Raw genomic sequence first — 23060 nt, 5'->3', positions numbered from 1 at the left:
ATGGTATCTGTACTGTTTTTGTGCTTGGGCAACATCTGTCGCTCGCCGATGGCAGAGGCGGTGTTTCGCAAACAGGTGGAGGATGCTGGTCTGCAGGATCGCATCGAGATCGATTCGGCCGGCTTGGGCGGATGGCACGCTGGGGAGCGTCCGCATCGCGGGACGCTGGCGGTGCTTGATGAGCACAGCGTCGCACATGCGGGAATCCACTCGCGCCAGATCACCCAACAGGATGTGGCCGCCTTCGACTACATCGTGGCGATGGACGCGGAGAACATGGAAGGGTTGAAGCGATACGGCGCTCTGGCGGGCAACCGCGTGTTTCGCCTGCTCGACCTTGTGGAAGCGCAATCGGAGAAAAACGTGCCCGATCCCTATTACACAGGCAATTTTGACGAGGTGTACGAGATGGTGACCGACGGTTGCCAGATCCTGCTGGAAAAAATTCGCCGTGAACACGAGTTGTAAAAGACTGCTGACGGGCAGTCTTTTTTCTTTTGCGAGAATGATCAAAAAAAGGATTATCAGCCTGTGTATCGAATATATGTTCGCTATGAAGGAGGCGGAACGGTGGAACATGTAATTCTCGACAGACTGCGACTGGAAGACATCCCCGATTTGGTGGCGCTGTCTGATCACCTGGGCTGGACCTATACGGCGGAGGAGCTGACCGTCATGTTGAGCGCAGGTTGTGGGTATGGGCATCGCAACGAGGCGGGGCGGATGATCTCCAGCGCCGTGCTCTTGCCATACGGGACGGAGCTCGCTTCGATCGGCGCGGTGATGGTCGATGCTGACTATCGCAGGCGGGGCTTGGGTCAGCAGGCGACACAAGCTTGTATCGAGGCGCTGTCAGACCGTTCGATTCCGATCATGCTGGTCGCGACCGAGCAGGGGAAACCGCTCTATGAGCGATTGGGCTTTCGGACGGTCGGCACGCTGGATAAGCTGATCTGCGAGGCGGGCGCCTATCGATCGCCGGCGGGGCTCAACCTCAAAGGGTATCGCGTGGAGCCTCTGCAGATCGACCGCCATCTCACGGCGATGGTGCAGCTCGATCGGGCGGCGGTGGGCGGCGATCGCGAACAGTTTTTGCGCCTGCGCGCGCAGCAAGCGCAAACAGGGGCGGTCTTGCTCGATCGGTTGGGAGAGGTGGCAGGATTTTCCCTCGGCATCCAGAATCCTGTAAAAATGGTGATCGGTCCGGTCGTTGCACCAGATGGCGAATTGGCTGCCGCTCTGGTGGACAGCATCGCCCGCGAACAGGTTGGCAAACTGCGAATCGACGTGCCCTCTGAGCGGAAGGAACTGCTCGAACTGTTGAATGGGTGCGGCTTCGCTTGCGTGAATGTGCCGCCTGTGATGCTGCTGCATGCGGAAGAACTGCCGAACCGTGACGGCACCCTTTATGGGATTGCCGCTCAAGCGTACGGATAAAAGGGAGGAAGAGCGCATGGAACCGATGATTGTGAGCAAGGAGAGCATGAACCTGATCGGCGTCGATTGGTCAGGGCCCTATACACAACGGGAGATACCGGAGCTGTGGAAAGTGTTTGTCGAGCGCGTCGGGGAGATCGGAGGACGGATCAACCAGAGTGAATACGTCTGCCCTTCTCATGGGCGCAAGACAGACTTCACCTACTACATCACCGTGCAGGTCGCGTCTCTCGAAGCGATTCCGGCAGGGATGAAGGGGATCATCATTCCGGCTCAAACTTACGTGAAGATCACCCATCGCGGTCCGATGGAGCAAGTCGGAGAGACGTATGATCGGCTCTTCCGCTGGATGGCCGAGAGCGGCTATCAGCCGAATCGCGAAGAGCTGTGGCTGGAAGTGTACGACGATCGGTATCGCTCGGCGATCGACGACCCGAACCGCGCGGAGAACGAGTACGAGATCTACATGCCCGTTCAGCAGAAATGAGCGACAGGGGAGCCGCGAACGGCTCCCCTGTCGCAGAGCGGGAACAAGGGTCGGGTGTGACTGACAGATTCGATTTTGCAGAACAGGCTGGCGCTATTTGAGGAAGTCTGACAGCAGCTTGGTAAACTGCTTGGGAACTTCCATCGGAAACAGGTGGGCCGTGTTGGGCAGTTCGATGTGCGTCGCCTGTTGGAGCTCCGAGGTCAGCTTCTGCGCGATCTGGGCAAAGTCGATATAGTCGAGCCCACCGGTCAGCACGAGCGTCTCTGCGCTGATCTCGCCGAGTCGCTCGATCACCGGCGGGTCGATGAAGCGCGGCATGTTGTGCGCATCGGGCAGCGAGAACGCATGGGCGGACATGGCGCGGAACAGGTCGGACACTTCAGGCGCGATGCGCTCTCCCGTCTGCCCAGGACCGTACAGCCATTGCTGAACGTTTTCTTCGATGCCGCGCTCAACATCGCCAGACTGAACGATCTTTATAAATTCGCTCTTCGCCAGTTCCCGCTGCGGGGAGAGCGGATGGCCGAGCAGGGCGGAAGCGCAGAGAACCAGCTTTTCGACTTTCTCCGGATGGGCGAGCGTGAACTCCAGCGCCAAATATCCGCCGAACGACAGCCCGCAGACGTAGGTCTGCTCAATGCCGAGGTGCTGGAGCAGTGCGTTTAGGTCATCAAAAAAGGAAAAGGGATCTGCGGTCATCTTCGTTTTGCCAAAGCCGCGCAGGTCGAATCGGATCACCTTGAAGGTGTGGGACAGCGCTGCAAACGAACTGTCCCACATCCGGCAGTCGATGTCGACGCCGTGAATCAGCACGAGCGGGTGACCTTCACCCATCGTTTCATAGTAGATCTCGGTGCCGTTGTGTGCGAAGTAACCGACGTGCAAGTTGGTCGTTGTCATCTGGCAACCTCCTGATCATCGTTAGACTCGTGTTAATTTTACCAACATTTCGTTTTTTGAAGCGTGAACATTTCTTGACAGACAGGATGTCAACAAAGGGGAGTCGGAGATCGATGGGTTTTGAATTGGAGACGGTCAAAGCGGAGCAAAAAGAAGCGTTGCTCAATCTGGCCGAGTTTTACATCTACCATTTTTCGGAGATCAAGGATATCGATCTGAACGAGCAAGGTCGCTGGGACTTTTACCCCGTTCAGACCTATGTGGAGGCAGAAGAGAAGGGGAAACACGCATTTTTTGTGCGCGTAGAGGGGAAGTTGGCCGGATTTGTTTTGGTCAGCAAGTTGAGCGACGCGGATCAGATCGAGCATTCGATCGATGAATTTTTCATCATGGCGAAATATCGCGGTCGTGGACTCGGACAGGCGGTGGCGACCGAAATGTTTGACCGATTCCCTGGGCGGTGGAGAGCGTTCGAACTGATCGGCAACGTATCGGCGATCTCCTTTTGGCGACGCGTGATCGATGTGTACACGAACGGAAAGTATCAGGAGACGAAGGTCAACGAGGGCGGAGCAAGCGGCTACATGCAGAAGTTTTCGACGCTCGACAAAGGAAGCGTTCAATCCTGATCGATCGTGAGGCGGGAAGCCGCCACAGATCGTTTGCGAGCAGGAGGAAATCGGAAACTGCGCAAAAGAAAAGACGACCGATCTTGTCAGGTCGTCGTGCGCTTGTATTTTGCGCGGAACTCTTCTTCGAGCATCGACATGATGATGACATCTGTCCATTTGTGATCATAGTACCAAGCGTCGCGCATCACGCCTTCCTTCTGGAAACCGACCTTCTCATAGGTGTGGATGGCGCGCGGGTTGTAGGCGTAGACGTGCAGATCGATGCGGTGGAGGTTGCGCATGCCAAACCCGTAGTCGAGCATCAGGATCAGCGCTTCCGTCCCATATCCTTGCGAGTAGTTTGCCGGATCGAAGATGGCGAGGCGCAGGCTGCCGCTGCGGTTGTTGCTGTCCATGCTGTTCAGCGAAATGTCGCCGACCACCTCATCGGTCGATTGCGAGCAGATCAGCAGATCGACGCGGCTGCTGTCTGCGTCGAACCGTTCAAAAGCGTTCGCGACACCTTCTTGCGTGTAGACCGCCTGAGTGCCGGTGAAGTAGCGGCCTGTCGGTTCGTAGAGCGCGCGGTAGTATAACTCATGATCTTGTCTGGTGATCGGGCGCAAGTAGACCGCATCGCCGCAAAGAAATTTTACAGGTTGCATAAAAGGTAACTCCTTCCTATTGTTTCAGTTACTGTAGTCGAAAGATGAATATTTTGTCAATCGCATGAGGAGATGAAGAAGTTGGAAATCGTACGAGCTACACAAGCGGATCAAGATTTTGTGTTGGATCATTCGGTCGAAGCGATGCTGGAGGGTACGCGAGGGACGTTTGACGCGGAAAAGCAGCAAGAGCGGGCGAGAGAGCTGATCAGCTCGCTGTTCGATCGCGGGGTCGATCTACTCGTCGCCAAAGAGGATGACTCGATTATTGGCTGGGTGGTCGGCGGCAGCAACAAAGATTATTTTTCCGGCAAGGAGATCGGCTTTCTCTACGACCTGCACGTCTTCTCCGAACATCGCGGACGCGGGATCGGGAAAGAGCTGATGCAGCGGGCGATCGCCGATCTGAAAGCGGCAGGTTATGACGAAATTCGGCTCAACGTATTTGCCGGCAACCCGGCGCAAAAGATGTATGAGAACCTCGGGTTTCAGGTGTACAGCAGCCAGATGGTGCTCAAATAGTCGTCACAGATCACTTCCCCCTGGATCAGGGGGAAGTTTTTTCTGTCCTTCGCGCACGTTTCACGCCTGCGGGCAGCACGGCTCGACATCTCTCTGATTGGATAAGGAGTTGAAAGGATTGTGCCAGATCGTCATCTGTTTTATCATGAGAGGATGGAGGCGATCTGATATGTTTGAAACGAACGGCTTGAATCATATCACGATCTTCGTCAGCGATTATGAACGATCACTGCGCTTCTACACGGAGATTCTGCGGATGCGAGTGGTGCACACAGGAGAGCGGTACGCCTATCTGGAGAGCGGCTCGACCTGGTTTTGCATCTCAGGTGAGCCGATCGGACAGAGTCGCCCGAGGCAGCTGGAGCAGTTGCATCTCGCCTTGACAGTTGCGGAAGATGACTTTGAGTGTGCGGTTCAACATTTGCGCGATCATCAGGTGAGGATCGTGCGCGAACCACTGGCGCGGGGTGTTGGTCGATCGGTCAATTTCCTCGATCCGGACGGCATCGAGTGGGAGTTTCACACCTCCAATCTGCCGGCGCGGATGAGCGTGATTCGGCAGATGGAGCAAAAGCAGCATTCGTTAAATAAGAAATGAGAAAATTCAAAATGTCAACTGCCTACAAGTATAGTTTTTCCTATACTTTCGTCTACTACCTCTTTGATCGATCATTCGATAAGATAGAGATAGGACAAAGTCCGAGCGAAGATTGTCATCACCTCAGCGCCCGCTCATGCTGTGCGGCGGGCACCTGCGCTGCTGAGGTGATGGCGTTACCCGAGAAGAAAACCGCTTCCTATTGGGAGCGGTTTTTTCATCCACAGAGCAGACACAGATCAGATCACGATCAACTTTTCTTTGACCGCATGCATGATCGCTTGGGAGCGGCTTTTCACGCCAAGCTTGCGATAGATGTTGGAGATGTGTAATTTGACGGTGGTTTCAGAGATGAACAGTCGCTCTGCGATCTCTTTGTTCGAGAGACCTTTGACCAAGGTGGTCAGGACCTCGTGCTCGCGGGGTGACAGCTTTTCCCCTTCCGGCTTCTCCTTCTCTCGAAACGAGGCGAACAGCTTGTCTGTAAGTTCAGGATGAAGCACCGAACCGCCCTTCATCACCGTGCGGATCGCCTGGATCACGTCGGAGACGGGAGAGTCTTTGAGCAGATAGCCACAGGCGCCCGCCTGCATCGTGCGAAAGAGGTATTCCTCTTGTCCGAACATCGTCAGGATCAAGATGCGAAGCTTCGGGTGTTTGGCGATCAGGCGCTCTACCGCTTCTACGCCGCTCAGCTCAGGCATGTTGATGTCCATGATCACCACATCAGGTTGCAGCCGTTCGACCAGCTCGATCGCCTGTTTTCCGTCCCCAGCCTCTCCGATCACTTCCAGATCATCTTCCGAATTGAGCAGGTTGCGAAGTCCATCTCGCAAGATCGTATGGTCATCGCAGAGCACCACCTGTATCGTCATCTCATTCGTCCTCCTTCAGCGGGATATTTAGCATGATCTCCGTTCCACGACCTGGCGAGGTGGTATATTCCAGGGAGCCGCCGATCTGGTCGGCGAGCACATGTAGGTTTTCGATGCCAAATGAATGCCTTTTTACCGCTTCCAACATCGCCAGACCAAAATGAAACCCTTTTCCATTATCTCGAATCAGAAGTGTTACGCAGTGACCTTCCTTACGAAATTGAACCCATACTTCGCTCGCTTCCGCATGTTTGATCACATTTTGCAAACTTTCCGAAAACACCTGATAGATGGCGCTCGTCACATCCTGCTTGAGCTGTGCGTTCAGCTCGGGCGCCTCAAAGTGCACCTGCAGCCCGTGCGTCCGCTCCACCTCGTCCAAATAGGCGCGCATCGCAAGCCCGAGTCCTACGTGCGTGTAGGGAGCGGGGCGCAAGGAAAAGATCGAATGGCGCAGCGTGGTCGCCGTCTGTCGCAACATCTCTTGCAGTTGGAACAGCCCTTCCGCCTGCGCTTCCATTCCGTTCTGTCGACGCATCATCTCCAATTGAAAGATGGCGGAGGCGAGATCTTGGGCGATGCCGTCATGAATCTCGTGGGCGAGGCGGTTGCGCTCTTCGACGAGGAGTCGCTTTTCCCGCTCTGCCATGTACAGCATGTTCTTCATCGCCACACCTGCGTGCGAGGCGAAGATCTCCATCAGTTGCAGTTCGCGTCCGACGAAGGAATAGGAGTCGCGTTTGCCAAGCGAGATCACCCCGGCAACCTTGTCATCGATGACGATCGGGACGACCAGCAGGGAGCGAGTGCCCGGCTGAGTCTCGCCCGGCCAAAAGCGCGGGTCGCGCACAACATCGTTTAACATCTCCGCAACGCCGCTCTCCGCAACAGCGAGCGCGATGCTCTTGTCGCGCGGCAGCATGCTGCTGGTGACTTCGCTCGGGCAGGTGCAAACTTTGCGCCGCAGTTCCCCTTCCTCCATCAGATAGAGCACACCGCAGTGACCTTTGACCATGCTGACAGCTCGCTCGATCACCTGCTCCAACACGGTGGGAACTCTGTGCTGTTGAGTGATCGACTGGGAGACTTCGAACAGCGTGATCAAGCTTTTTTTCGCCTGATTGAGCGTGTTGAGCAGATAGCTGATAAAGCTGATCGCCGCAAGCGGCAGGAAGAAGTAGACGATCCCGAGCAGTCCGAGTTCATTGATCTGCTCATGCGTGCTGAGATAGAGCATCAGGCTGGTATAGGTGAGGCTGACGCTCATGTCGGTAAAGATCATGCGCACGATGTATGGCCGATATTGTTTGTCAAAAGCGCGAAGCTTCGTATACCACATGAAGACCAGCACTGAGAGAAATTCGAAGATCAGATGTGTGGCAAACATTTGCGCAAATTCATAGGGGAACTGCCCGGGCTGTCCTGAAAACAGCGGCGACAACCAATTGACCGCATAGCAGGACACGATCACGAGCGTCACGCGGGCGAAGGCGTTAAACAGGATGGTCTGCACTGTCTGCCGGTTGGCCGTCTGCACGATCAGCAGGACCATCGCGGAGAGCAACCCCGCGCCGAGCGCACCTGTCGTCAAGATCATCGCGTACATCAGCGGAAACGAGAACGAGATGTTTAGCCGCCCGATTTTTATAGGATATGTGTCGATCACCAAGATGAAAAATGTCAAAACGAGTAAAGCGTCTAAGTCCTGAAAAGCGGAAATTCTCCAGCCGATCAGCAAACCGAGCGCCCAAAAGCAGAGAACCACCGCCCACTGCTTGGTACGAAACTTCAGAAAAATAAGCATTCAACCTCCAATCTAAAGGAAGTTCACAAGGTGTAAGCGTTAGACTATTTCAAGGAAAATGCAGAAATCCCTCTTTAAAAGATTTCGAACATGGAAATGATTTTTTGTGGTGATCAAAATGGAGATCAACTTTTTGAGCGGAAAATTCAAATCGAGCTGACTGCCAACCAGACGCCGATGGCAATCCAGTTTCCTTCAGCTCGACAGCGAACGGGGAAGAGAAATAGCTTTACAAAAGAAAGTAACTTTGTTATGATATTCGCTATGGAAATGGAAATACTGAGCAGTGAGAAAATAATTGAACAAAGAGGTGCTTTCGAATGACGCAAGGACAAATGACTGCGCAGGAGGCAATGCGCGCTCGCCATTCTGTTCGCAAATATGAACCGACCATGCCGCAAGAAGATCTGACGCAAATTCTTGAGCTGGCAGCGACCGCTCCTTCCGCTTGGAACCTCCAGCATTGGCGCTTTCTGGTCGTGACCGGGCAAGAGAACAAACAGCGCCTGCTGCCGATCGCTTATAACCAACAGCAGGTGGTGGACGCTCCGGCGGTGATCGTCATCCTTGCTGACCAAGAGGCTGACAAATCGGCAGACCAGATCTACAACCAAGCGGTGGAAGCGGGCACGATCCCTCGCGAGATCGCCGACATGATCCTCGGCCAGATCAAGCCGGCCTACGCGAACAACCCGCCGCAGTTCGGCCATGATTCGGCGCTGATCAACGCATCTTTCGCAGCGATGCAATTGATGCTTGCAGCCACATCGCTCGGCTATCACACCTGCCCGATGGCAGGCTTCGACCGCGACCAACTGGTGCAAGAGCTGAACATCCCGTCCCGCTTCTACCCGACGATGATGATCACGCTGGGCAAAGGCACCGATGAGGGCCATGCGTCCACTCGTCTGCCGCTGGGTGATCTCGTGATCAAAGAGCGTTTCGAATAAGATCGAAAGTTGAGATCATAAGATCGATTGTTGAGATCGACATCATGATCAAAAGCGGTCCTTTCTGCTTGGCAGAGAGGGCCGCTTTTCGTTATACTGTTCAGAAAACATCAGGGAGCGAGAGCAGATGGAAGTTATGAAAACGGCAGTGCTCAAAGATGGACGACAGCTGACGATCCGCGATGCGCGAGCGGCAGATGCGGCAGCGGTGATCGAGTATGTCAAGCGAGTGGCGGGGGAAAGCGATAATTTGACGTTTGGCGCAGAGGAGTTCAAGGTGACGCCGGAGCAGGAAGTCGAGATCATCGAGCAACACTTTGCGGCGGACAACATGGTCTTTCTGATCGGGTTGATCGACGGTGAGGTCGCAGCGATGCTCAATTTCCAAGGCGGCACCAAACGGCGCACGCGCCACAGCGGGGAGTTTGGCATCTCCGTCCGCGAGAGCTTCTGGGGGCAAGGCGTTGCGACGGCGATGCTCCAGGCTCTGCTCGGCTGGGCGAAGGGGACGGGCGTCGTTCGCAAGATCAACCTGCGCGTTCGCACCGACAACCAAAGCGCCATCCACGTCTACAAAAAGCTCGGATTCACCGAAGTCGGTCGGATCAGCCGCGAGTTTCTGATCGACGGCGTTTTTTACGACACCTATTTGCTGGAGATCGAGATCGACGAGGCATAGAGCACACGCCTTGCACATAGGGTGGGAAGGGGACATTCTCTTCCCAATCCTTGCGAGGAGGCGTTTTGATGGAAACGACCGCTTTCAAGCTCAACCCGCGCACCACAGATTTTGTCAAATCGAAAACGATCAAAAAGCTGTTTATCGGGGGGCAGTTTGTCGAGTCGGCAAGCGGCAAAACCTTTCCGACCTACAACCCGGCAAACGGAGAGATTCTTGCGTACGTATCAGAAGGGGAGCAAGAGGATATCAACCGAGCGGTCGCCGCAGCTCGCGATGCGTTCGAAGCGGGCCCGTGGTCGCGCATGCAGCCACAGGAGCGAGCGCGCTTGATCTATACGCTCGCCGATCTGATCGAGCGCGACGCAGACGTGTTTGCGGAGATCGAAACGCTCGATAACGGCAAGCCGATTCGAGAGGCGAAGCATGTGGATGTGCCGCTGACCGTCGAGCACTTCCGCTACTATGCGGGCTGGGCGACCAAGATCACCGGCGACGTCGTCGCGGTCAACGTGCCGAACATGCACAACTATGTGCGCCGCGAGCCGATCGGCGTCGTCGGACAGATCATCCCGTGGAACTTCCCGCTGCTGATGGCAGCTTGGAAGCTGGGGGCAGCGCTTGCGACCGGGTGTACGGTCGTCTTAAAGCCGGCAGAGCAAACGCCGCTCTCCGCTCTTTATCTGGCCAAGTTGATTCAAGAGGCGGGCTTTCCGCCGGGCGTCGTCAACATCGTGTCCGGCTTTGGCGAGACGGCAGGCAAGGCGCTGGCAACCCATCCGGATGTTGACAAGGTAGCGTTTACCGGCTCGACAGAAGTTGGCAAGCTGATCATGAATTATGCGGCAGACAATCTGAAGCGCGTTTCGCTCGAACTTGGCGGCAAGAGCCCGAACATCGTCTTCCCTGACGCCGATTTCTCCCGCGCGGTGCCAGGTGCGATGCAGGCGATCTTCTTCAACCAGGGTCAAGTCTGCTCGGCAGGTTCTCGCCTGTATATCCACAAGAGCGTCTATGACAACGCGCTATCCGACATGGTCGCCTATGCGGGGAAAAAGGTGCGCCAGGGCATCGGCCTCGATCCGAAGACGACGATGGGGCCGTTGGTGACCGAAGAGCAGATGAACCGCGTCACCGGATATATCGAAAAAGGTCTGGAGCAGGGAGCAAAAGTTGCGATCGGCGGGTCGCGGGCAGATGGGGAGTTGGCAGACGGCTATTTTGTGCGTCCGACCGTCTTCTACGATGTGCAAGATGAGATGACGATCGCGCAGGAGGAGATCTTCGGCCCGGTGGTGGCAGCCATGCCGTTCGATGATATCGAGGACGTGATCAAGCGCGCCAACCTGACCGCCTACGGTCTGGCGGCAGGCGTGTGGACGGAGAGCATGGCAACCGCCTTCCAGGTGGCGCACAAGCTGAGAGCAGGATCGGTGTGGATCAACTGCTACAACATGTTCGACGCGGCCTCTCCGTTCGGCGGCTACAAGCAATCGGGCATCGGGCGGGAGATGGGCGAATACGCGCTGGAAAACTACACGCAGATCAAGAGCATCTGGCTGAACTACAACTAGGCGATGGAGTACGACGAGATCATTCCAGGCCGACTGTACGCAGGCAAGCAGATCGATGCGGCCGGCTGGAAAGCTCTCCAGAAGCTCGGCGTAAGCTCGATCGTCAATCTGCGGACAGAGCCGGATCGAGTGCCTGCCGATTATCGGTGGCCGCTGCACGAGCATTGGTTTCGGTTGAGCGACACGAGCAGACCGCAGCTACAGCAGTTGGTGCAGATGGTGGATGCGGCGATCCACGATCTAAACGAGGGCAGGGTGCTCTATGTGCATGATGTGGCGGGGAGAAACCGGCTCGGCTTTTTTCTGACGGCGCTCCTGATGCGCATCGATCGGCTGCCGTGGCACTCTGCGCTGAAGCGAGCGCGGGAACTGCGCCCCGTGCTCGCGCCGCGCAGCCAATTTCGCGATCTGCTCGCCGAGTACCAGCGCTATCTGCAGATTCCAAACGGTTGACAGCGCGCGAGTCTGGTGATATCCTATCAACAATTCAATAGCATGTAAGCTCTTATCCAGAGAGGTGGAGGGACTGGCCCTTTGAAGCCTCGGCAACCGGTAGCTTTTTCAGCGATTAGGTGCCAATTCCAGCAAGACCGCAACGTCGCGGCTTGGCAGATAAGAGAGGTTCGCAGGTCCCATATGCGCATTCAACGCCTCTTCTTTTGCCAAAGGAGAGGCGTTTTCTATTTGCTGCCAGTCTTTATCTCGTTATCACGTTACTATGAACATGAATGAGTGGAAAGGTGGGACTACAAGTGAATCGGGTGGACGTTTTTCGACAGCGGTTGGGCACTGATGTATTGATCGGGGATGGTGCGATGGCGACCTGGCTGTACCAGCAGGGGAACGCGGTCGGCTCTTCAACGGAGGAGCTCTGTCTCAAAAATCCGGAGTGGGTGCGCGAAGCACACATCTCCTATCTGCGGGCGGGCGCGCAGGTGATCGAGACCAACTCGTATGCGGCAAACCGCGAGGGGCTCTCTCGCTACGGTTTGGAGAGCAAGACCACGCGGATCAACCGCGCCGCTGTGCGGATTGCCCGCGAGGCGGTCGAGGCGTCAGAGGCGGACGCATTCGTGCTCGGCAGCATCGGTTCGATCACAGCTGCCAAGGTGATGACGACGCAGGTCGAGGAGTTTCGCGACATCTTCGAGGAGCAGGCGGTCGCTCTGTTGCACGAAGGGGTCGACGGGCTGATCTTGGAGACATTTTTCGACCTGGAAGAGCTGTTGTTAGCGCTCGATGTGGTCGGGCCGCTCGTCAGAGCGTCCAGGGTGCCGATCATCGCTCAATGCTCGCTGCTCGACGTGGAGCGCACGCGAGATGGGTACCTGCTGAGCGACGCGTTTCACAAACTGAAGGAGGCGGGTGCCGATCTGGTCGGCTTGAACTGCCGATTCGGCCCTGCCGAGATCTTGCGCGCGCTCGAACGGGCGATCGTGCCGGCAGATGTCGGCATCTCCGCCTTCCCGAACGCGGGGCGCCCGGCGATCGTCGACGGAGAGTTCAGCTACAAGCCGAACTATCAATATTTTGGCGAGAGCGCCGTCCGCCTCTGGGAGCAGGGCGTGTCGTTGATCGGCGGGTGTTGTGGCACCACTCCTGAGCACATTCAAGCGATCTCAGGCGCCGTGGGCGGATTGAAGCGGCTGCCGAGAACCAATCCGGAGAGCGGGCCGCAGGTGGAAGTGTTCGAGCGAGAAGTGGTGCGCTTCCAACAGGGAGAGCAGCACTCGGTCGTCGATCTGGTGGCGAAGCGCCACACGGTGATCGTCGAGTTCGACTCCCCGCGCGAGCTCGAAGTGGATCATTATGTCGAGGGGTCGCTCGCCCTGTACAAAGCGGGTGCGGACGCGATCACAATCGCCGACAATTCGCTGGCCAACACGCGGATGAGCAACATGGCGCTCGGTTCGATCATCAAGCGGGAGCTCGGCATCGAGCCGATCGTGCACGTCGCCTGTCGCGACCGCAACCTGATCGGTCAGCAGTCGCACTTGATGGGCCTGCATGCGCTCGGGATGAACCAGATCCTGGTGATCACAGGAGACCCGGCGCGAGTCGGCGATCTGCCGGGGGCGAGCACCGTCTTCGATCTGTCCTCCTTCGATCTGATCCGCATGGTCAAGCAGTTGAACCAGGGCGTCGCCTTCTCCGGGCGACCGATGAAAAGTCAAGCCCGCTTTATCTGCGGGGCGGCGTTCAACCCGCACGTGCGCCATCTCGATGCGGCGGTTGCCCGCTTGGAGCGCAAAGTGGAGGCGGGTGCTGATTACATCATGACGCAGCCGGTGTACGATGTGGAGACGATGCTTGCGATCAAAGAGGCGACGAAGCACCTCAAAGTGCCGCTGTTTATCGGGGTGATGCCGCTCACCTCTTCGCGCAATGCGGAGTTTTTGCACAACGAGGTGCCAGGGATCAAGATCTCGCAGAGGTCACGCGAGCGGATCAAGCGATTTGAAGGTGCGGCTGCGCGGGCGGAAGGTGTCGAGATGTGCAAGGAGCTGTTGGAAGAGACGGTCAAACATTTTAACGGCATCTACCTGATCACCCCGTTCAACTACTATGAGATGACGGTCGAACTGACCAAATATGTGCGCGAGATCACCCAGAACGGACAGCTGGCGAGCGCGTTTTGATCATTGGAGCGAAAACCATCTGCTGCGGCGGATGGTTTTCTTGTTGTTCTCGACTTCGAGCAGGCTCGATCGAGGAAGCGAACTGCTGTAGAATCTGCGCCTGACCGTCGAAACAGGCTTTTTGATATACTGAACCTAGTGACGCAACAGCAGGCGAAAGGAGCGCACAACATGCCGACTTACAAAAAACTTGTCCGCGATCGCATTCTGGAGATCATCGAGAAAAACGGACATGCCTATACATACTCGATCCTTGATGAAGCGGCGTACCAGCGTGAACTCCGCAGCAAGCTCCAAGAGGAACTGCAAGAGTATCTCGACGCCGAGACGGACAAAGACAGCGTGGAAGAGCTTGCCGATCTGATCGAGGTCATCTATGCGCTGGCAAAGATTCATGGCGCTTCTGCCGAAGCGTTGGAAGCGGTGCGCAAGCAGAAGTCGGAAGCGCGTGGCGGATTTGAAAAGCGAATTTTTTTAGATCAAGTAGATGAGGAGACATCAAGAAAACCGGGCTGAGCGCAGCCCGGTTTTGTCATGTGGAGGAAGTCTATTTTTTCTCGTGGTTTTCTGGTGGGCACTCGACGAGAGCGATCGATTCTCGCGCTCTCAACTGCAGCGTGAGCAGCGCTTCGGCCTCCTGCTGAGCGGCGAGCTTATCGTCGATCTCCTCCTGTGTTAGATAGGCGGGGACCATCCGCTTTTCCTCTTCCTCAATCAGGCGACGAAACTCTGGAGAAAGAGAAGATCTGTCAGTCGGTAACCCTTCAATTTTGACTCGCACATACTCTCTGCCAGCGATGCGCTCCACAGTTGAAATCCCTCCTCTCGATTGGACAGCTGAAAGCTCCAATCGATCGTGATACAGAAGCATACCTTTTCACAGAACAAGAATTGGCAGTTATTATACCAGCTTTTTAGTCATTTGCAAGATTTCATTATTAATCAGAACTTTAGTTGAGTATGTTAATCCTTGTGTCAAGGCAAACAAGTTATCTATACTCAATTTGCAAAGGGTCTACCAGATATTTCTACAAGACACCAGAAAACGGATGGGATAGGAGTGACCTTCACATGTACACACTTGGTCAAAAGATCAAACAGACGCGCCTTCAACAGCGAATGACGCAAATCGACCTGGCGAAACATCTTTGCACTCCCAGCATGATCTCACAAATCGAATCGGACCGGGCTCGACCTTCCTATAAAATCCTCAATGGCATCGCCGACCGGCTGGGAGTACCGCTTGAGCATCTCCTGTCTAACGTCGATCTGAACGATGATTTTGTCTGCACCTATAAAATGGCGAAAGCGATGGTGGCAGCCAAGGCGTACTCGACAGCCATCCCGCTGTTAGAACAGCTGCTGAACAGCGCACAAGCACAGGTTGCCGAAGTGGACATCCTGTTCGAATTGGCCGAATGTTACATCCACGTCGAGCGGCAGGAAGAGGCGGACAGCCTGCTCAGCGATCTGCTCGAAACTGCCTTTCTGCGCCAAGACGAGCGGATGATCGCTCGCGTCTACAAAAGTCTCGGGCAGCTTGAGTTCGTCCGCAAACGATATCAGCTCGCCGCCTTTCATCTGCACAAAGCGAACGCAGAGGTGGAAAAGATGGAGGAGCGCGATTCCTATCTCCAAGCGAGCATTCTGGCAGAGCTCGGGGACGCATATGCCAAATCGGGGCAATTGGCCGAAGCGCTCGACTACTACCGCCGCTCGTCTTCGCTCTTCAACAAAAAGGACGATCTGGAGGAGATGGGCAACCTCTATCTCAACCTTGGCGTTTCCTACCACAAGCTGAACGATCTTGAAAAAGCGGCCGAATACTCGGAGCGGGCGATTCATATCTTCCAGTGTCTCGACAACATCGTGATGACGGTGAAGCTTCAGGTGAACTGTGCGGTGCTCTACGGGCAGACAGACAGAGAGGCGGATGCGGTCGCCATGCTGCGAAAAGCGATCGACAACCTGCTCAACCTGGGGAGACGGGAGGAGGCGGGCATGGCGACCGTCGAGCTCGCCACCTTGCTGTTGCAGCAGGGCGAACTTGCCGCCGCTGACGAATCGTGCGACCAAGCGCGCGCATTGCTTCCCGAGCTGCATCTCTACCAAGCGCGCGTCCATCGTCTGTACGGTCGCATCGCCGTCCAAAAGGGACAGCGCGAAGAGGCGATCCGTCGCCTGCAAAAGTCGGCCGATCGCTTGAAGCATACGGACGAGCTGGGGGAGTGGGGCGACACGATGCACGAGCTTGCTGAGCTGTACAAGCGCGAAGGTGATCTGCGAACGGCTGTCAGCATCATGCAGGAGATTCGCGGCTACACGAACGAGGCGATGCTGAAGCGGGGGATCGCCCTGTAGATCAAACGGTTCGAGGGTGATGGCGAACGATCTGACAGCCGTCTATCATCCTTCTCTCCTTTCTTGCATAGATTGTAGCAAGAGGGGGGAGGAAGATGAGCCAACTCAATCCGACCGGATATCACTTGATGATCGCAGCCGGACGGTATGGTCTCCCGCTTCAGCCGAGCGCCTCGCTGTTCTCGAAGCAACGAATGCCGAAGCAGGAGCGTATGATCAAGCAGGTGAAGAAGATCAGCGCATCGACCCCTCCGCGCCGCCCCCATGTTCCGCGGGAAGAGTGGGAGCAATACGCGCAGTTGCGCCAACAGATTCGTGCGCTGCAAAGCTCGTATGCAGAGCGAAAAACCGGACAGCCGAAGTAGGCTCGTCCGGTTTTTCTTTTCGCAGCGAGGCGGTCTGCTAGCGCTCAAGCTGATAGAGCTTCCCATTTTTCGTTGTCCCGAACTTGTCGCCCGTAAACCCTCGCTTGCGCAGTTTCTTTTGCAAAAAGATCATGCAGGCCGCATGGCTGACGATCAGCACTTCTTCGTCACCCTGTGCGAGAATGCGATCGAGCACCCCGCCGAGCCTTTGTTCAATGATCGATGACGAGCTGGAATGAATGACTTTGTGAAAGATCGCATCTTCTGACAAACGATCATGCAGTTAAATTGCAGATTGCTGCATCGAGCTGTATACTGGGGATATTAGAATATTTTAACTATTATCACCTGAACAAATTTTCAAGATTGAATTGAGTCAAGCGGGCAAGGGGGAATCGGAGATGAAGCGCAGCGGTTGGTCGCTCGCAGCAGTTGGACTGATTGGAATGTCTGTCATGCTCACAGCATGTTCTGACACGGCCGATCCAATGCCGATCACTGCACCGGCAAATCAAGAGAGCAAGCTGTGGGAGGCAAAGTTCGAAAAGATCGTGCAAGGCGTGACCGTCAAGCGGAAGGAAGCGTTTGAGACGTCGTTTATCGAGCTTGACGAGCGCTTTCAGGGAGTAGAGTATCAGTTCGATCTCCAAGTGCCCTATGAGGTCACCGATCCAGAGACGCTTTCGAGGATCGAAGTGGAGGTCGTGTTCAACGAGAAATTGCAGGAAGCGACCGGGATTCGCGGTGCTCGCGTGCCGCTGCAACAGCAGAGTGCGGAAGACACGCATTCGAAAACTTTCACCGTTCGCGTGCCGACCAGATATCAGGCGAACGTGGACGAGTCGGAGCTGGACATGCTGATTCAGAATCAGGATGAGGTGCAGATCGAGCTGTATGTGGATGGGAAGAAGGTCAAGGACCTGGTGTAGCAGAGGTTTCGATGCTCACAGCACAGGCTTTTTAGCGAATGGCAGTCCCGGAGCGGGGGCTGCCGTTTCTCGTTGCAGATCGATCGGGGCAGGGGTGTGGGGTAGCTCGCCAGATATCAGCAGAAGCGGGCTCGCAGCGTCCCTCATACCATCGATTCACATTTTTGATCTGATAACTATATTTCTCTGCATGTAAAGATATTCATTCATATCCATTCGTTTACATTAGCGAGGGACATGCAACTGTTTTCACATTTTGTTATAATTATGACAATATGGACAGGCGGAGCAGGGGTGAGAACGATGTCTCTGGAAATGGACGCAGATCAGCGAAACCGCATCATCGGGGAAAATCTGCGCAAGTACAGATTGCTCAAAGGGCTGACTCAAGATGAATTGGCAGAGGGAATTTGCAGTGTGAGCCAATTGAGCAAGGTGGAGAATGGAAAGACCTACATCAAACGCACCCTCCTCAGACTGATGGCAGAACGCCTCGGGGTGACCGTTGAGCGAATTGAAATGCTAGACGCTTTACAAGAAGAGTTATCCGAACGGCTGCAGCTCGCCAAGGACGCCGACACGGCGAACAATCTGGAGAAGTCGTTTCAATATCTGCAAGAAGTGTTGACCCAGAGCGAGGAACAAGGCTATCACAACCTGTACCTCGAAGCATCGCTGTTGGAGTGCAAACTGCTGAACAGAAGGCGGGAGCACCAGCGCGTGATCGACAAGATCCAAGCGATGATCGATCAGCATCTGGTGGCAGATCCCACGCTCAAGCTGCTGTTGCTGTACGAGCTTGGACATGCGCACGAGCAGATGGGCAACATGGTGGCCGCCTACGACTACTATTGTCGGGCGGATGAAGAGTTTGCCTACGTGGAAGGAAGGGACGAATTTCGGTTGAACGTGCTGTTCAACCTGGTCAGCTGCCACATCACGATGCAAAACTACCGCAGCGCGCTGCGCTATGCGGAGAAGGCAGAGCAGTTGGCCAGCGCCTATTCGCGGCATCTCTTCCGGCTGCGCGTCTCCTACATGAAGGCAACCCCGCTGCAAAAGCTGGGCGAGTCTGCCAAAGCGGAGAAGATCTATCTCTCCTGTCTGCGCGAAGCGCAGGAGAACTCGTTTCTGCTCGATGTCGGGCTGATCAACAACAACATCGGCAATCTGTACTGGGAGCGAGGGGAGCACAGCCAGGCGCTCGCACATTATCAGCGGGCCCAACAGGTGTTTGAGCTGCTGAACGAGGAGCTGTACGCCTGTGAACCGCTGCTTCATCTGGCGGAGATCTCCCAAGTGGAAGGGGATGTGGATAAGGCGCTCGAACTCTGCCAGCGCGTGCTGCAGATCACAGAGCAGATCGGGACGAACGCCTACCGAGAAAGAGGTCAGGCCAAGCACCTGATGGCTCGCATCAAAGCGGATCAGGGTCGATTTGATGAATATGTCTCCCAACTCGATGAAGTGCTGTCGATCTACGAGCAGCATCAGCTGATGCGCGAAGCGTATGAGGTAGCGGTCGAATTGGGCGACAAACTATATGAGCAAGAGGACGGGCGCGCTGTGGAGCTATACCGCAAGGCGGTCGAGTTTAACAAGCGGAGCCAACAGATCGGCATGCGGCGGTAAGCGCACAACCTGCTTCGCCGAGGGCGATCTGCCGACCAGTTCCTATAGGGAACTGGTTTTTTTCGTGGGAAAAAGAATGGTGCATCCGCTCTTGAGGCAATGTAAGAATAAGGAGGAGATGGCAGATGTGGCGTGCATTGCTGGTGGCCGGCGTGTTGCTGATGTCGCCGGTTCCTTGGCCCGCTTGGCCGAAGATAGCCGATCAGGTGCTGTTGGAAGCGCCGATCGAGCGTCAGCGACCTGAGCTTGACAACGGCTGTGAGGTGGTCAGCCTCTCGATGCTGTTGCGACATGCGGGCAAGCCGGTCGGTCGACTCAAGCTCGCAGAGGAGGTCGCCAAAGATCGAACGGAGCTGCGGATGGATGCGCAGGGGCGCATTTTGTACTGGGGCGATCCACACCGCGGCTTCGTCGGAGATATCACCGGGCTGCGCAAAGGATATGGCGTCTATCATCGACCCCTGTTCGAACTGCTCGATCGCCATCTGCCAGGGCGGGCGAGAGATCTGACGGGGGGCGACTTCGAGCGAGTGTTGCAGAGCGTGACGGCAGGTCGCCCGGTCGTGGTGTGGACGACGAGCATGTTCGATCAGACCAAGCAGTGGGTGACGTGGAACAGCCCGTCCGGTCCGATCTATGCGACATTTCACGAACATGCGGTGCTTTTGGTCGGCTACACGGCGCACACGGTGACGGTGAACGATCCGCTCGATGGCAAGCGCAAGACGGTCGATCGCACCCGCTTCTATCGCTCTTGGGAGATGATGGGCAGACAGGCTGTCACCTACGAGTGAGCCGATCGTCCCGTCGGTGCGAAGACGGCGGGAAAAGCGAAGCGGATCGGCAGAACATGCGGAAGATCTTTTCTGCAGGCACGGGAGCAACCCGTGTCTTTTTGTTTGGTAGGATTTCGGGTATGATAGCGAAGAGTGACGAGAAAGGAGATGAGAGGATGACATCATCTTTTCATACATATAATCTACCCGACTATCAACTACAGGCGTTGGCAAAAGCGGGCATCGCCGCACCGACGCCGATACAAGAACAGGCGATTCCGCTGATTGCGGCCGGCCGCGATGTGGTGGGGAAATCCCGGACGGGCACAGGCAAAACGCTCGCCTACCTGCTGCCGCAGCTGCAGAGGATCGACGTGACCAAGCGCGCCTTACAGGTGCTGATCTTAGCGCCGACGCGCGAGTTGACCATGCAGATCGAAGGGGCGATCAAAGAGTACACGGCGGGCAGTGAAATTCGAGCGCTCGCCTTGGTCGGCGGGGCGAACATCGACCGGCAGATCGAACGGTTGAAGGAGAAGCCGCACATCGTCGTTGGCACGCCAGGGCGAGTGAAGGATATTCTCGGACGCAAGAAGATGAAGATGCATGAGGTCAGATCGATCACGATCGACGAGGTCGATCAGATGCTGGAACTCGGCTTTTTGCAGGATGTGGAGGCGGTGCTGAAAAGCGCGATGCGCGACCGCCAGCTGCTGTTCTTCTCGGCGACGATGTCAGAAGAGGCGAAAAAGATTGCCAAGCTGTGGATGCGCGACCCCGCCTTTTTGGAGACAGAGGCGGGCGCGATGATCGGACAGATTCAGCACGTCTGGTTCTCGACAGGCAAGGAGGACAAACCGGACACGCTGCGCCGCCTGGTGAGGGCGTACGACGTCAACCGCGCGATGGTGTTTGTCAACGAGACGAAAGGGCTCTGGTGGCTGGTGCAGGAGCTGCGCAAGCTCGGGCTGTCTGCAGAGGGACTGCACGGAGAAGCGGCTAAAATTCAGCGGGAACAGGCGATGAGCGGCTTTCGCGACGGCAAGTACCAACTGCTCGTCACCACCGATGTGGCGGCGAGGGGACTGGATGTTGAAGGCGTGACCCATGTTTTCCACTATGATCCGGCGATCGATCCGGAGCATTACCTGCACCGCGCAGGGCGCACCGGACGGGGGACGCAGTCTGGCGTGTCGGTGTCGATCGTCACACCGGATGAAAAGTTTTTGATCAAGAAATTTGAAAAGTCGCTGGCCTTGCGCATCTTCTCCAAAGGTCTGGAGCAGGGCAAGATCGTTTCGCGCCGCCCGGGCACAGCTCCCAAGCCTGCCGCGCGCACCGCGCCCAAAAAGGGAAAGAGCAAGCAGGCGAAGGGGAAAAAGCGGTAATTAGGCGAACGATTTACGCTCCGTTTGGCAAATCTCGCATACGTTGTTAGTAAATGCGGTGAGGAGGTTTGCAGATGAGCGATTCGGATCAAAAGAAACTGCAACCAGCAGAAGCGCCCAAAGAGATGGGAATCCTTTCGAAAGGGATGAGCGAACTGCTCGTCTCCGATGTTTTGCTCAAGCATGGGATCACACAGGATCAACGGCGCAAGCTGACGGCGGAGCAGAAGCAGGAGATCATGGATCTGGTGAAGGACCTGCAGCGTCAGGTCGATCAGTTTGTGAACAAAGGCAACGTCGAGCATAGTGTGCCGTCGCAGGCGGAGCTTGCCCCGCATCAGCAGGAAGTGCAGCAATCGAATCGGATCGCCGCACCTAATGCAAAGTCTGCACCAGCGCCAACTTTACAAAATGAAAAGTCGATCGCTCCCAAGCGCAAGCGCCGCATGGTGCTGCGCAAAAAAAGCGATCTGTGAGCAACGATCAAAGCCGTGATGGATACCCATCGCGGCTTTTAAATTGGGCGAATGAATGAGGGTGTATGTCCATACACAAATGACCTTCTGCACATAGTGTATAGCAAAAAGGAGGGTTCACATTGAAACCGAAAGCACGCAAACGTTCCGGGGTCACCTCGTTTCCCCAAAAGGGGATCAAGCGCTGGGTTGACGATCAGGTCGAAAGCTACTCGGCTGAAGAAGAGATCAGCATGAACGGCGAGCAGGGCGAAGCTCGATGGTCGGCACTCGACCTTGAGATGGAGCATGTCGGCGGCCGTGGTCGCGGTCGTGAATTTGTCCTTGAGGATGAGGTCGTCGAGCAAGAGGCGGACCAGATCTCCGAGACCGACCAGTTTTCTGGCGAATCGATCCACATCAAGGACTCCTGCGATGTTTGGGTCACCTCGACAGATACGCAAGCGTCGATCAATATGCAGGCGGCGCTGCAGATGGCGATCGCGCTCGTGCTGTCGATCAGCATCGCGGACGGCGAAAGAGCGGAATCGGTCTCGCAAGAACTGCTTCAACGCGTGCAGGTCAAACAGGAGAACCGCCAGCGGCTGATCATCTTCAACTCGCGTGAGGTCAGAGTCGCCACGAGCGACACGGACACCTCTGTCAATATGCAAGTGCTGATGCAGGTCCTGCTGGCGCTGGTTGCAAAGATCGATGTGCTGTAAGGAGGATTCGTAGCCGCCCCTGTCTTTGCACAGGGGTCTTTCCATTCCCAGCTGTCAAGGTAGGTCAAACGCATAAAAATTGTGCGTTTGCCGTAGTGCGTCTGTCCATACCAAACGAAACGACCTCCCATAGTATGTAAGCAAACGGCGGTTGCCGTTCTGATGCGAGAAACAAACCTTATCGGAAGGAGGAAGTTTATAGTGGGGAATTGGTCTGCACTGGATAGTGGTTCGAGACATCCGCAGTGCTTTGGGGAAGAAGAGACGGTCGAGCAAGAAGCAGCTCAGATCTCAAGAACATTACAACGATCAGATGAGGTCATCATCATCAAGGATTCCTGCGGTGTTGATGTCAGGACGACCGACACGAAAGCGGCTGTCAATCTGCAAACCGCGCTGCAGATGGCGATCGCCGTCGTGCTGAGCCTGACGATCGCCGACGGCAATCGGGCGGAGGTGGTCTCGCAAGAGCTGTTGCAACGCGTACAGGTCAGACAGGTCAACAAGCAGCGCACCGTGATCGAGAACTCTCGCAACGTTCATGTCCGCACCACCGATACAGACGTGGCTGTCAACATTCAGATGTTGGTGCAAGTGCTGCTGGCGCTGGTGGCCAAGATCGAAGTTCTGTAAAAAGTTCACATCCGACCAAACTGCCCGAAAAGGGCAGTTTTTTTTGTGGAAA

General features: G+C 55.8%; 28 protein-coding genes and 1 riboswitch. Of the genes, 22 read left to right on the top strand and 6 right to left on the bottom strand.

Annotation, left to right across the window (positions count from 1 at the left end; translation table 11 throughout):
- The 3 genes from ACFSOY_RS07065 to ACFSOY_RS07055 all read left to right on the top strand — a co-directional run bounded on the left by ACFSOY_RS07065 (position 1) and on the right by ACFSOY_RS07055 (position 1924).
- Positions 1-468, top strand: coding sequence for a low molecular weight protein-tyrosine-phosphatase (locus tag ACFSOY_RS07065; protein WP_386045148.1), 468 nt, complete (start codon positions 1-3; stop codon positions 466-468).
- Positions 469-570: 102 nt separating this feature from the next.
- A complete protein-coding gene (locus ACFSOY_RS07060; protein ID WP_386045146.1) occupies positions 571-1437 on the top strand; it encodes a GNAT family N-acetyltransferase in 867 nt (288 codons plus the stop codon).
- Positions 1438-1453: 16 nt separating this feature from the next.
- The gene (locus ACFSOY_RS07055; RefSeq protein WP_386045145.1) at positions 1454-1924 is read left to right on the top strand and encodes a GyrI-like domain-containing protein; all 471 of its coding nucleotides are present in this window, start codon (positions 1454-1456) and stop codon (positions 1922-1924) included.
- A 93-nt stretch (positions 1925-2017) separates the two neighbouring features.
- Here the strand turns inward: ACFSOY_RS07055 and ACFSOY_RS07050 are convergent, their stop codons facing one another.
- A complete protein-coding gene (locus ACFSOY_RS07050) occupies positions 2018-2827 on the bottom strand; it encodes an alpha/beta fold hydrolase (RefSeq protein ID WP_386045143.1) in 810 nt (269 codons plus the stop codon).
- A gap of 113 nt (positions 2828-2940) precedes the next feature.
- On the opposite strand from ACFSOY_RS07050, the gene ACFSOY_RS07045 reads away from it, so the two are divergent.
- Complete coding sequence (locus ACFSOY_RS07045) at positions 2941-3456, top strand: GNAT family N-acetyltransferase (RefSeq protein WP_386045142.1); 516 nt, start codon at positions 2941-2943, stop codon at positions 3454-3456.
- Positions 3457-3542: 86 nt separating this feature from the next.
- On the opposite strand, the gene ACFSOY_RS07040 is transcribed toward ACFSOY_RS07045, so the two are convergent.
- A complete protein-coding gene (locus ACFSOY_RS07040; RefSeq protein ID WP_386045140.1) occupies positions 3543-4103 on the bottom strand; it encodes a GNAT family N-acetyltransferase in 561 nt (186 codons plus the stop codon).
- A gap of 81 nt (positions 4104-4184) precedes the next feature.
- Here ACFSOY_RS07040 and ACFSOY_RS07035 point away from each other — a divergent pair, with 81 nt between their 5' ends.
- Together ACFSOY_RS07035 and ACFSOY_RS07030 are read left to right on the top strand one after the other, a co-directional pair.
- Complete coding sequence (locus ACFSOY_RS07035) at positions 4185-4625, top strand: GNAT family N-acetyltransferase (RefSeq protein WP_386045138.1); 441 nt, start codon at positions 4185-4187, stop codon at positions 4623-4625.
- A 169-nt stretch (positions 4626-4794) separates the two neighbouring features.
- Complete coding sequence (locus tag ACFSOY_RS07030) at positions 4795-5223, top strand: VOC family protein (protein WP_386045136.1); 429 nt, start codon at positions 4795-4797, stop codon at positions 5221-5223.
- A gap of 239 nt (positions 5224-5462) precedes the next feature.
- Here the strand turns inward: ACFSOY_RS07030 and ACFSOY_RS07025 are convergent, their stop codons facing one another.
- A complete protein-coding gene (locus tag ACFSOY_RS07025; protein ID WP_386045134.1) occupies positions 5463-6098 on the bottom strand; it encodes a response regulator in 636 nt (211 codons plus the stop codon).
- Position 6099: 1 nt separating this feature from the next.
- Positions 6100-7902, bottom strand: a complete 1803-nt coding sequence (locus ACFSOY_RS07020) for a GAF domain-containing sensor histidine kinase (protein WP_386045132.1) — start codon at positions 7900-7902, stop codon at positions 6100-6102.
- A 90-nt stretch (positions 7903-7992) separates the two neighbouring features.
- Here ACFSOY_RS07020 and ACFSOY_RS07015 point away from each other — a divergent pair, with 90 nt between their 5' ends.
- The 7 genes from ACFSOY_RS07015 (at position 7993) to ACFSOY_RS06985 (ending at position 14260) form a co-directional block, all read left to right on the top strand.
- Positions 7993-8226: a hypothetical protein gene (locus tag ACFSOY_RS07015; protein ID WP_386045130.1), complete on the top strand. Its 234-nt coding sequence runs from the start codon at positions 7993-7995 to the stop codon at positions 8224-8226.
- The gene (locus ACFSOY_RS07010; RefSeq protein ID WP_386045129.1) at positions 8223-8852 is read left to right on the top strand and encodes a nitroreductase family protein; all 630 of its coding nucleotides are present in this window, start codon (positions 8223-8225) and stop codon (positions 8850-8852) included. The genes ACFSOY_RS07015 and ACFSOY_RS07010 overlap by 4 nt, the downstream gene beginning before the upstream one ends.
- A 127-nt stretch (positions 8853-8979) precedes the next feature.
- On the top strand, positions 8980-9531 hold the full coding sequence (locus ACFSOY_RS07005) for a GNAT family N-acetyltransferase (protein ID WP_386045127.1): 552 nt from the start codon (positions 8980-8982) through the stop codon (positions 9529-9531).
- Between the two features lie 68 nt (positions 9532-9599).
- Positions 9600-11105 (top strand): aldehyde dehydrogenase family protein, encoded by a 1506-nt coding sequence (locus ACFSOY_RS07000; protein ID WP_386045125.1) that lies wholly within the window; start codon positions 9600-9602, stop codon positions 11103-11105.
- A gap of 3 nt (positions 11106-11108) precedes the next feature.
- Positions 11109-11558: a protein-tyrosine phosphatase family protein gene (locus ACFSOY_RS06995; protein WP_386045123.1), complete on the top strand. Its 450-nt coding sequence runs from the start codon at positions 11109-11111 to the stop codon at positions 11556-11558.
- Between the two features lie 49 nt (positions 11559-11607).
- Positions 11608-11724, top strand: a riboswitch (SAM riboswitch).
- A gap of 121 nt (positions 11725-11845) precedes the next feature.
- Positions 11846-13744, top strand: a complete 1899-nt coding sequence (locus ACFSOY_RS06990; RefSeq protein WP_386045121.1) for a bifunctional homocysteine S-methyltransferase/methylenetetrahydrofolate reductase — start codon at positions 11846-11848, stop codon at positions 13742-13744.
- A gap of 171 nt (positions 13745-13915) precedes the next feature.
- The gene (locus ACFSOY_RS06985) at positions 13916-14260 is read left to right on the top strand and encodes a phosphoribosyl-ATP pyrophosphohydrolase (RefSeq protein WP_386045119.1); all 345 of its coding nucleotides are present in this window, start codon (positions 13916-13918) and stop codon (positions 14258-14260) included.
- Positions 14261-14291: 31 nt separating this feature from the next.
- Here ACFSOY_RS06985 and ACFSOY_RS06980 read toward each other — a convergent pair whose 3' ends face one another.
- Positions 14292-14552 (bottom strand): hypothetical protein, encoded by a 261-nt coding sequence (locus ACFSOY_RS06980; protein WP_386045117.1) that lies wholly within the window; start codon positions 14550-14552, stop codon positions 14292-14294.
- A 263-nt stretch (positions 14553-14815) separates the two neighbouring features.
- On the opposite strand from ACFSOY_RS06980, the gene ACFSOY_RS06975 reads away from it, so the two are divergent.
- Together ACFSOY_RS06975 and ACFSOY_RS06970 are read left to right on the top strand one after the other, a co-directional pair.
- Complete coding sequence (locus tag ACFSOY_RS06975; protein ID WP_386045115.1) at positions 14816-16105, top strand: helix-turn-helix domain-containing protein; 1290 nt, start codon at positions 14816-14818, stop codon at positions 16103-16105.
- A gap of 95 nt (positions 16106-16200) precedes the next feature.
- Positions 16201-16470 (top strand): hypothetical protein, encoded by a 270-nt coding sequence (locus ACFSOY_RS06970; protein WP_386045113.1) that lies wholly within the window; start codon positions 16201-16203, stop codon positions 16468-16470.
- A 37-nt stretch (positions 16471-16507) separates the two neighbouring features.
- On the opposite strand, the gene ACFSOY_RS06965 is transcribed toward ACFSOY_RS06970, so the two are convergent.
- The gene (locus ACFSOY_RS06965) at positions 16508-16666 is read right to left on the bottom strand and encodes a hypothetical protein (RefSeq protein WP_386045111.1); all 159 of its coding nucleotides are present in this window, start codon (positions 16664-16666) and stop codon (positions 16508-16510) included.
- A gap of 205 nt (positions 16667-16871) precedes the next feature.
- Between ACFSOY_RS06965 and ACFSOY_RS06960 the strand changes: the two genes are divergently transcribed.
- The 7 genes from ACFSOY_RS06960 to ACFSOY_RS06930 all read left to right on the top strand — a co-directional run bounded on the left by ACFSOY_RS06960 (position 16872) and on the right by ACFSOY_RS06930 (position 23008).
- Positions 16872-17399, top strand: a complete 528-nt coding sequence (locus tag ACFSOY_RS06960) for a hypothetical protein (RefSeq protein ID WP_386045110.1) — start codon at positions 16872-16874, stop codon at positions 17397-17399.
- Positions 17400-17702: 303 nt separating this feature from the next.
- Complete coding sequence (locus tag ACFSOY_RS06955) at positions 17703-19031, top strand: helix-turn-helix domain-containing protein (RefSeq protein ID WP_386045108.1); 1329 nt, start codon at positions 17703-17705, stop codon at positions 19029-19031.
- A 125-nt stretch (positions 19032-19156) separates the two neighbouring features.
- Positions 19157-19825: a C39 family peptidase gene (locus ACFSOY_RS06950; protein ID WP_386045106.1), complete on the top strand. Its 669-nt coding sequence runs from the start codon at positions 19157-19159 to the stop codon at positions 19823-19825.
- A gap of 158 nt (positions 19826-19983) precedes the next feature.
- Complete coding sequence (locus ACFSOY_RS06945; protein WP_386045104.1) at positions 19984-21195, top strand: DEAD/DEAH box helicase; 1212 nt, start codon at positions 19984-19986, stop codon at positions 21193-21195.
- Positions 21196-21269: 74 nt separating this feature from the next.
- A complete protein-coding gene (locus tag ACFSOY_RS06940; protein WP_386045103.1) occupies positions 21270-21671 on the top strand; it encodes a hypothetical protein in 402 nt (133 codons plus the stop codon).
- Between the two features lie 233 nt (positions 21672-21904).
- Positions 21905-22375 (top strand): spore coat protein, encoded by a 471-nt coding sequence (locus ACFSOY_RS06935; protein WP_386046766.1) that lies wholly within the window; start codon positions 21905-21907, stop codon positions 22373-22375.
- Positions 22376-22576: 201 nt separating this feature from the next.
- Positions 22577-23008 (top strand): spore coat protein, encoded by a 432-nt coding sequence (locus tag ACFSOY_RS06930; protein ID WP_386045101.1) that lies wholly within the window; start codon positions 22577-22579, stop codon positions 23006-23008.
- Positions 23009-23060: the final 52 nt, after the last annotated feature.

The organism is Tumebacillus lipolyticus, assembly GCF_042682745.1.
Taxonomy (GTDB): Bacteria; Bacillota; Bacilli; order Tumebacillales; family Tumebacillaceae; genus Tumebacillus_A; species Tumebacillus_A lipolyticus.
The sequence above is the reverse complement of the archived record's forward strand: the minus strand, read 5'-3'. Positions and strand labels throughout refer to the sequence as shown.

What these genes read in the sequence shown, in the direction of transcription:
- ACFSOY_RS07065 (WP_386045148.1), top strand. Translation starts at nt 1, where the DNA reads ATGGTATCTGTACTGTTTTTGTGCTTGGGCAACATCTGTCGCTCGCCG.
- ACFSOY_RS07055 (WP_386045145.1), top strand. Translation starts at nt 1,454, where the DNA reads ATGGAACCGATGATTGTGAGCAAGGAGAGCATGAACCTGATCGGCGTC.
- ACFSOY_RS07050 (WP_386045143.1), bottom strand. Translation starts at nt 2,827, where the DNA reads ATGACAACGACCAACTTGCACGTCGGTTACTTCGCACACAACGGCACC.
- ACFSOY_RS07045 (WP_386045142.1), top strand. Translation starts at nt 2,941, where the DNA reads ATGGGTTTTGAATTGGAGACGGTCAAAGCGGAGCAAAAAGAAGCGTTG.
- ACFSOY_RS07040 (WP_386045140.1), bottom strand. Translation starts at nt 4,103, where the DNA reads ATGCAACCTGTAAAATTTCTTTGCGGCGATGCGGTCTACTTGCGCCCG.
- ACFSOY_RS07030 (WP_386045136.1), top strand. Translation starts at nt 4,795, where the DNA reads ATGTTTGAAACGAACGGCTTGAATCATATCACGATCTTCGTCAGCGAT.
- ACFSOY_RS07025 (WP_386045134.1), bottom strand. Translation starts at nt 6,098, where the DNA reads ATGACGATACAGGTGGTGCTCTGCGATGACCATACGATCTTGCGAGAT.
- ACFSOY_RS07020 (WP_386045132.1), bottom strand. Translation starts at nt 7,902, where the DNA reads ATGCTTATTTTTCTGAAGTTTCGTACCAAGCAGTGGGCGGTGGTTCTC.
- ACFSOY_RS07015 (WP_386045130.1), top strand. Translation starts at nt 7,993, where the DNA reads ATGGAAATGATTTTTTGTGGTGATCAAAATGGAGATCAACTTTTTGAG.
- ACFSOY_RS07010 (WP_386045129.1), top strand. Translation starts at nt 8,223, where the DNA reads ATGACGCAAGGACAAATGACTGCGCAGGAGGCAATGCGCGCTCGCCAT.
- ACFSOY_RS07005 (WP_386045127.1), top strand. Translation starts at nt 8,980, where the DNA reads ATGGAAGTTATGAAAACGGCAGTGCTCAAAGATGGACGACAGCTGACG.
- ACFSOY_RS07000 (WP_386045125.1), top strand. Translation starts at nt 9,600, where the DNA reads ATGGAAACGACCGCTTTCAAGCTCAACCCGCGCACCACAGATTTTGTC.
- ACFSOY_RS06995 (WP_386045123.1), top strand. Translation starts at nt 11,109, where the DNA reads ATGGAGTACGACGAGATCATTCCAGGCCGACTGTACGCAGGCAAGCAG.
- ACFSOY_RS06985 (WP_386045119.1), top strand. Translation starts at nt 13,916, where the DNA reads ATGCCGACTTACAAAAAACTTGTCCGCGATCGCATTCTGGAGATCATC.
- ACFSOY_RS06975 (WP_386045115.1), top strand. Translation starts at nt 14,816, where the DNA reads ATGTACACACTTGGTCAAAAGATCAAACAGACGCGCCTTCAACAGCGA.
- ACFSOY_RS06970 (WP_386045113.1), top strand. Translation starts at nt 16,201, where the DNA reads ATGAGCCAACTCAATCCGACCGGATATCACTTGATGATCGCAGCCGGA.
- ACFSOY_RS06960 (WP_386045110.1), top strand. Translation starts at nt 16,872, where the DNA reads ATGAAGCGCAGCGGTTGGTCGCTCGCAGCAGTTGGACTGATTGGAATG.
- ACFSOY_RS06955 (WP_386045108.1), top strand. Translation starts at nt 17,703, where the DNA reads ATGTCTCTGGAAATGGACGCAGATCAGCGAAACCGCATCATCGGGGAA.
- ACFSOY_RS06950 (WP_386045106.1), top strand. Translation starts at nt 19,157, where the DNA reads ATGTGGCGTGCATTGCTGGTGGCCGGCGTGTTGCTGATGTCGCCGGTT.
- ACFSOY_RS06945 (WP_386045104.1), top strand. Translation starts at nt 19,984, where the DNA reads ATGACATCATCTTTTCATACATATAATCTACCCGACTATCAACTACAG.
- ACFSOY_RS06940 (WP_386045103.1), top strand. Translation starts at nt 21,270, where the DNA reads ATGAGCGATTCGGATCAAAAGAAACTGCAACCAGCAGAAGCGCCCAAA.
- ACFSOY_RS06935 (WP_386046766.1), top strand. Translation starts at nt 21,905, where the DNA reads ATGAACGGCGAGCAGGGCGAAGCTCGATGGTCGGCACTCGACCTTGAG.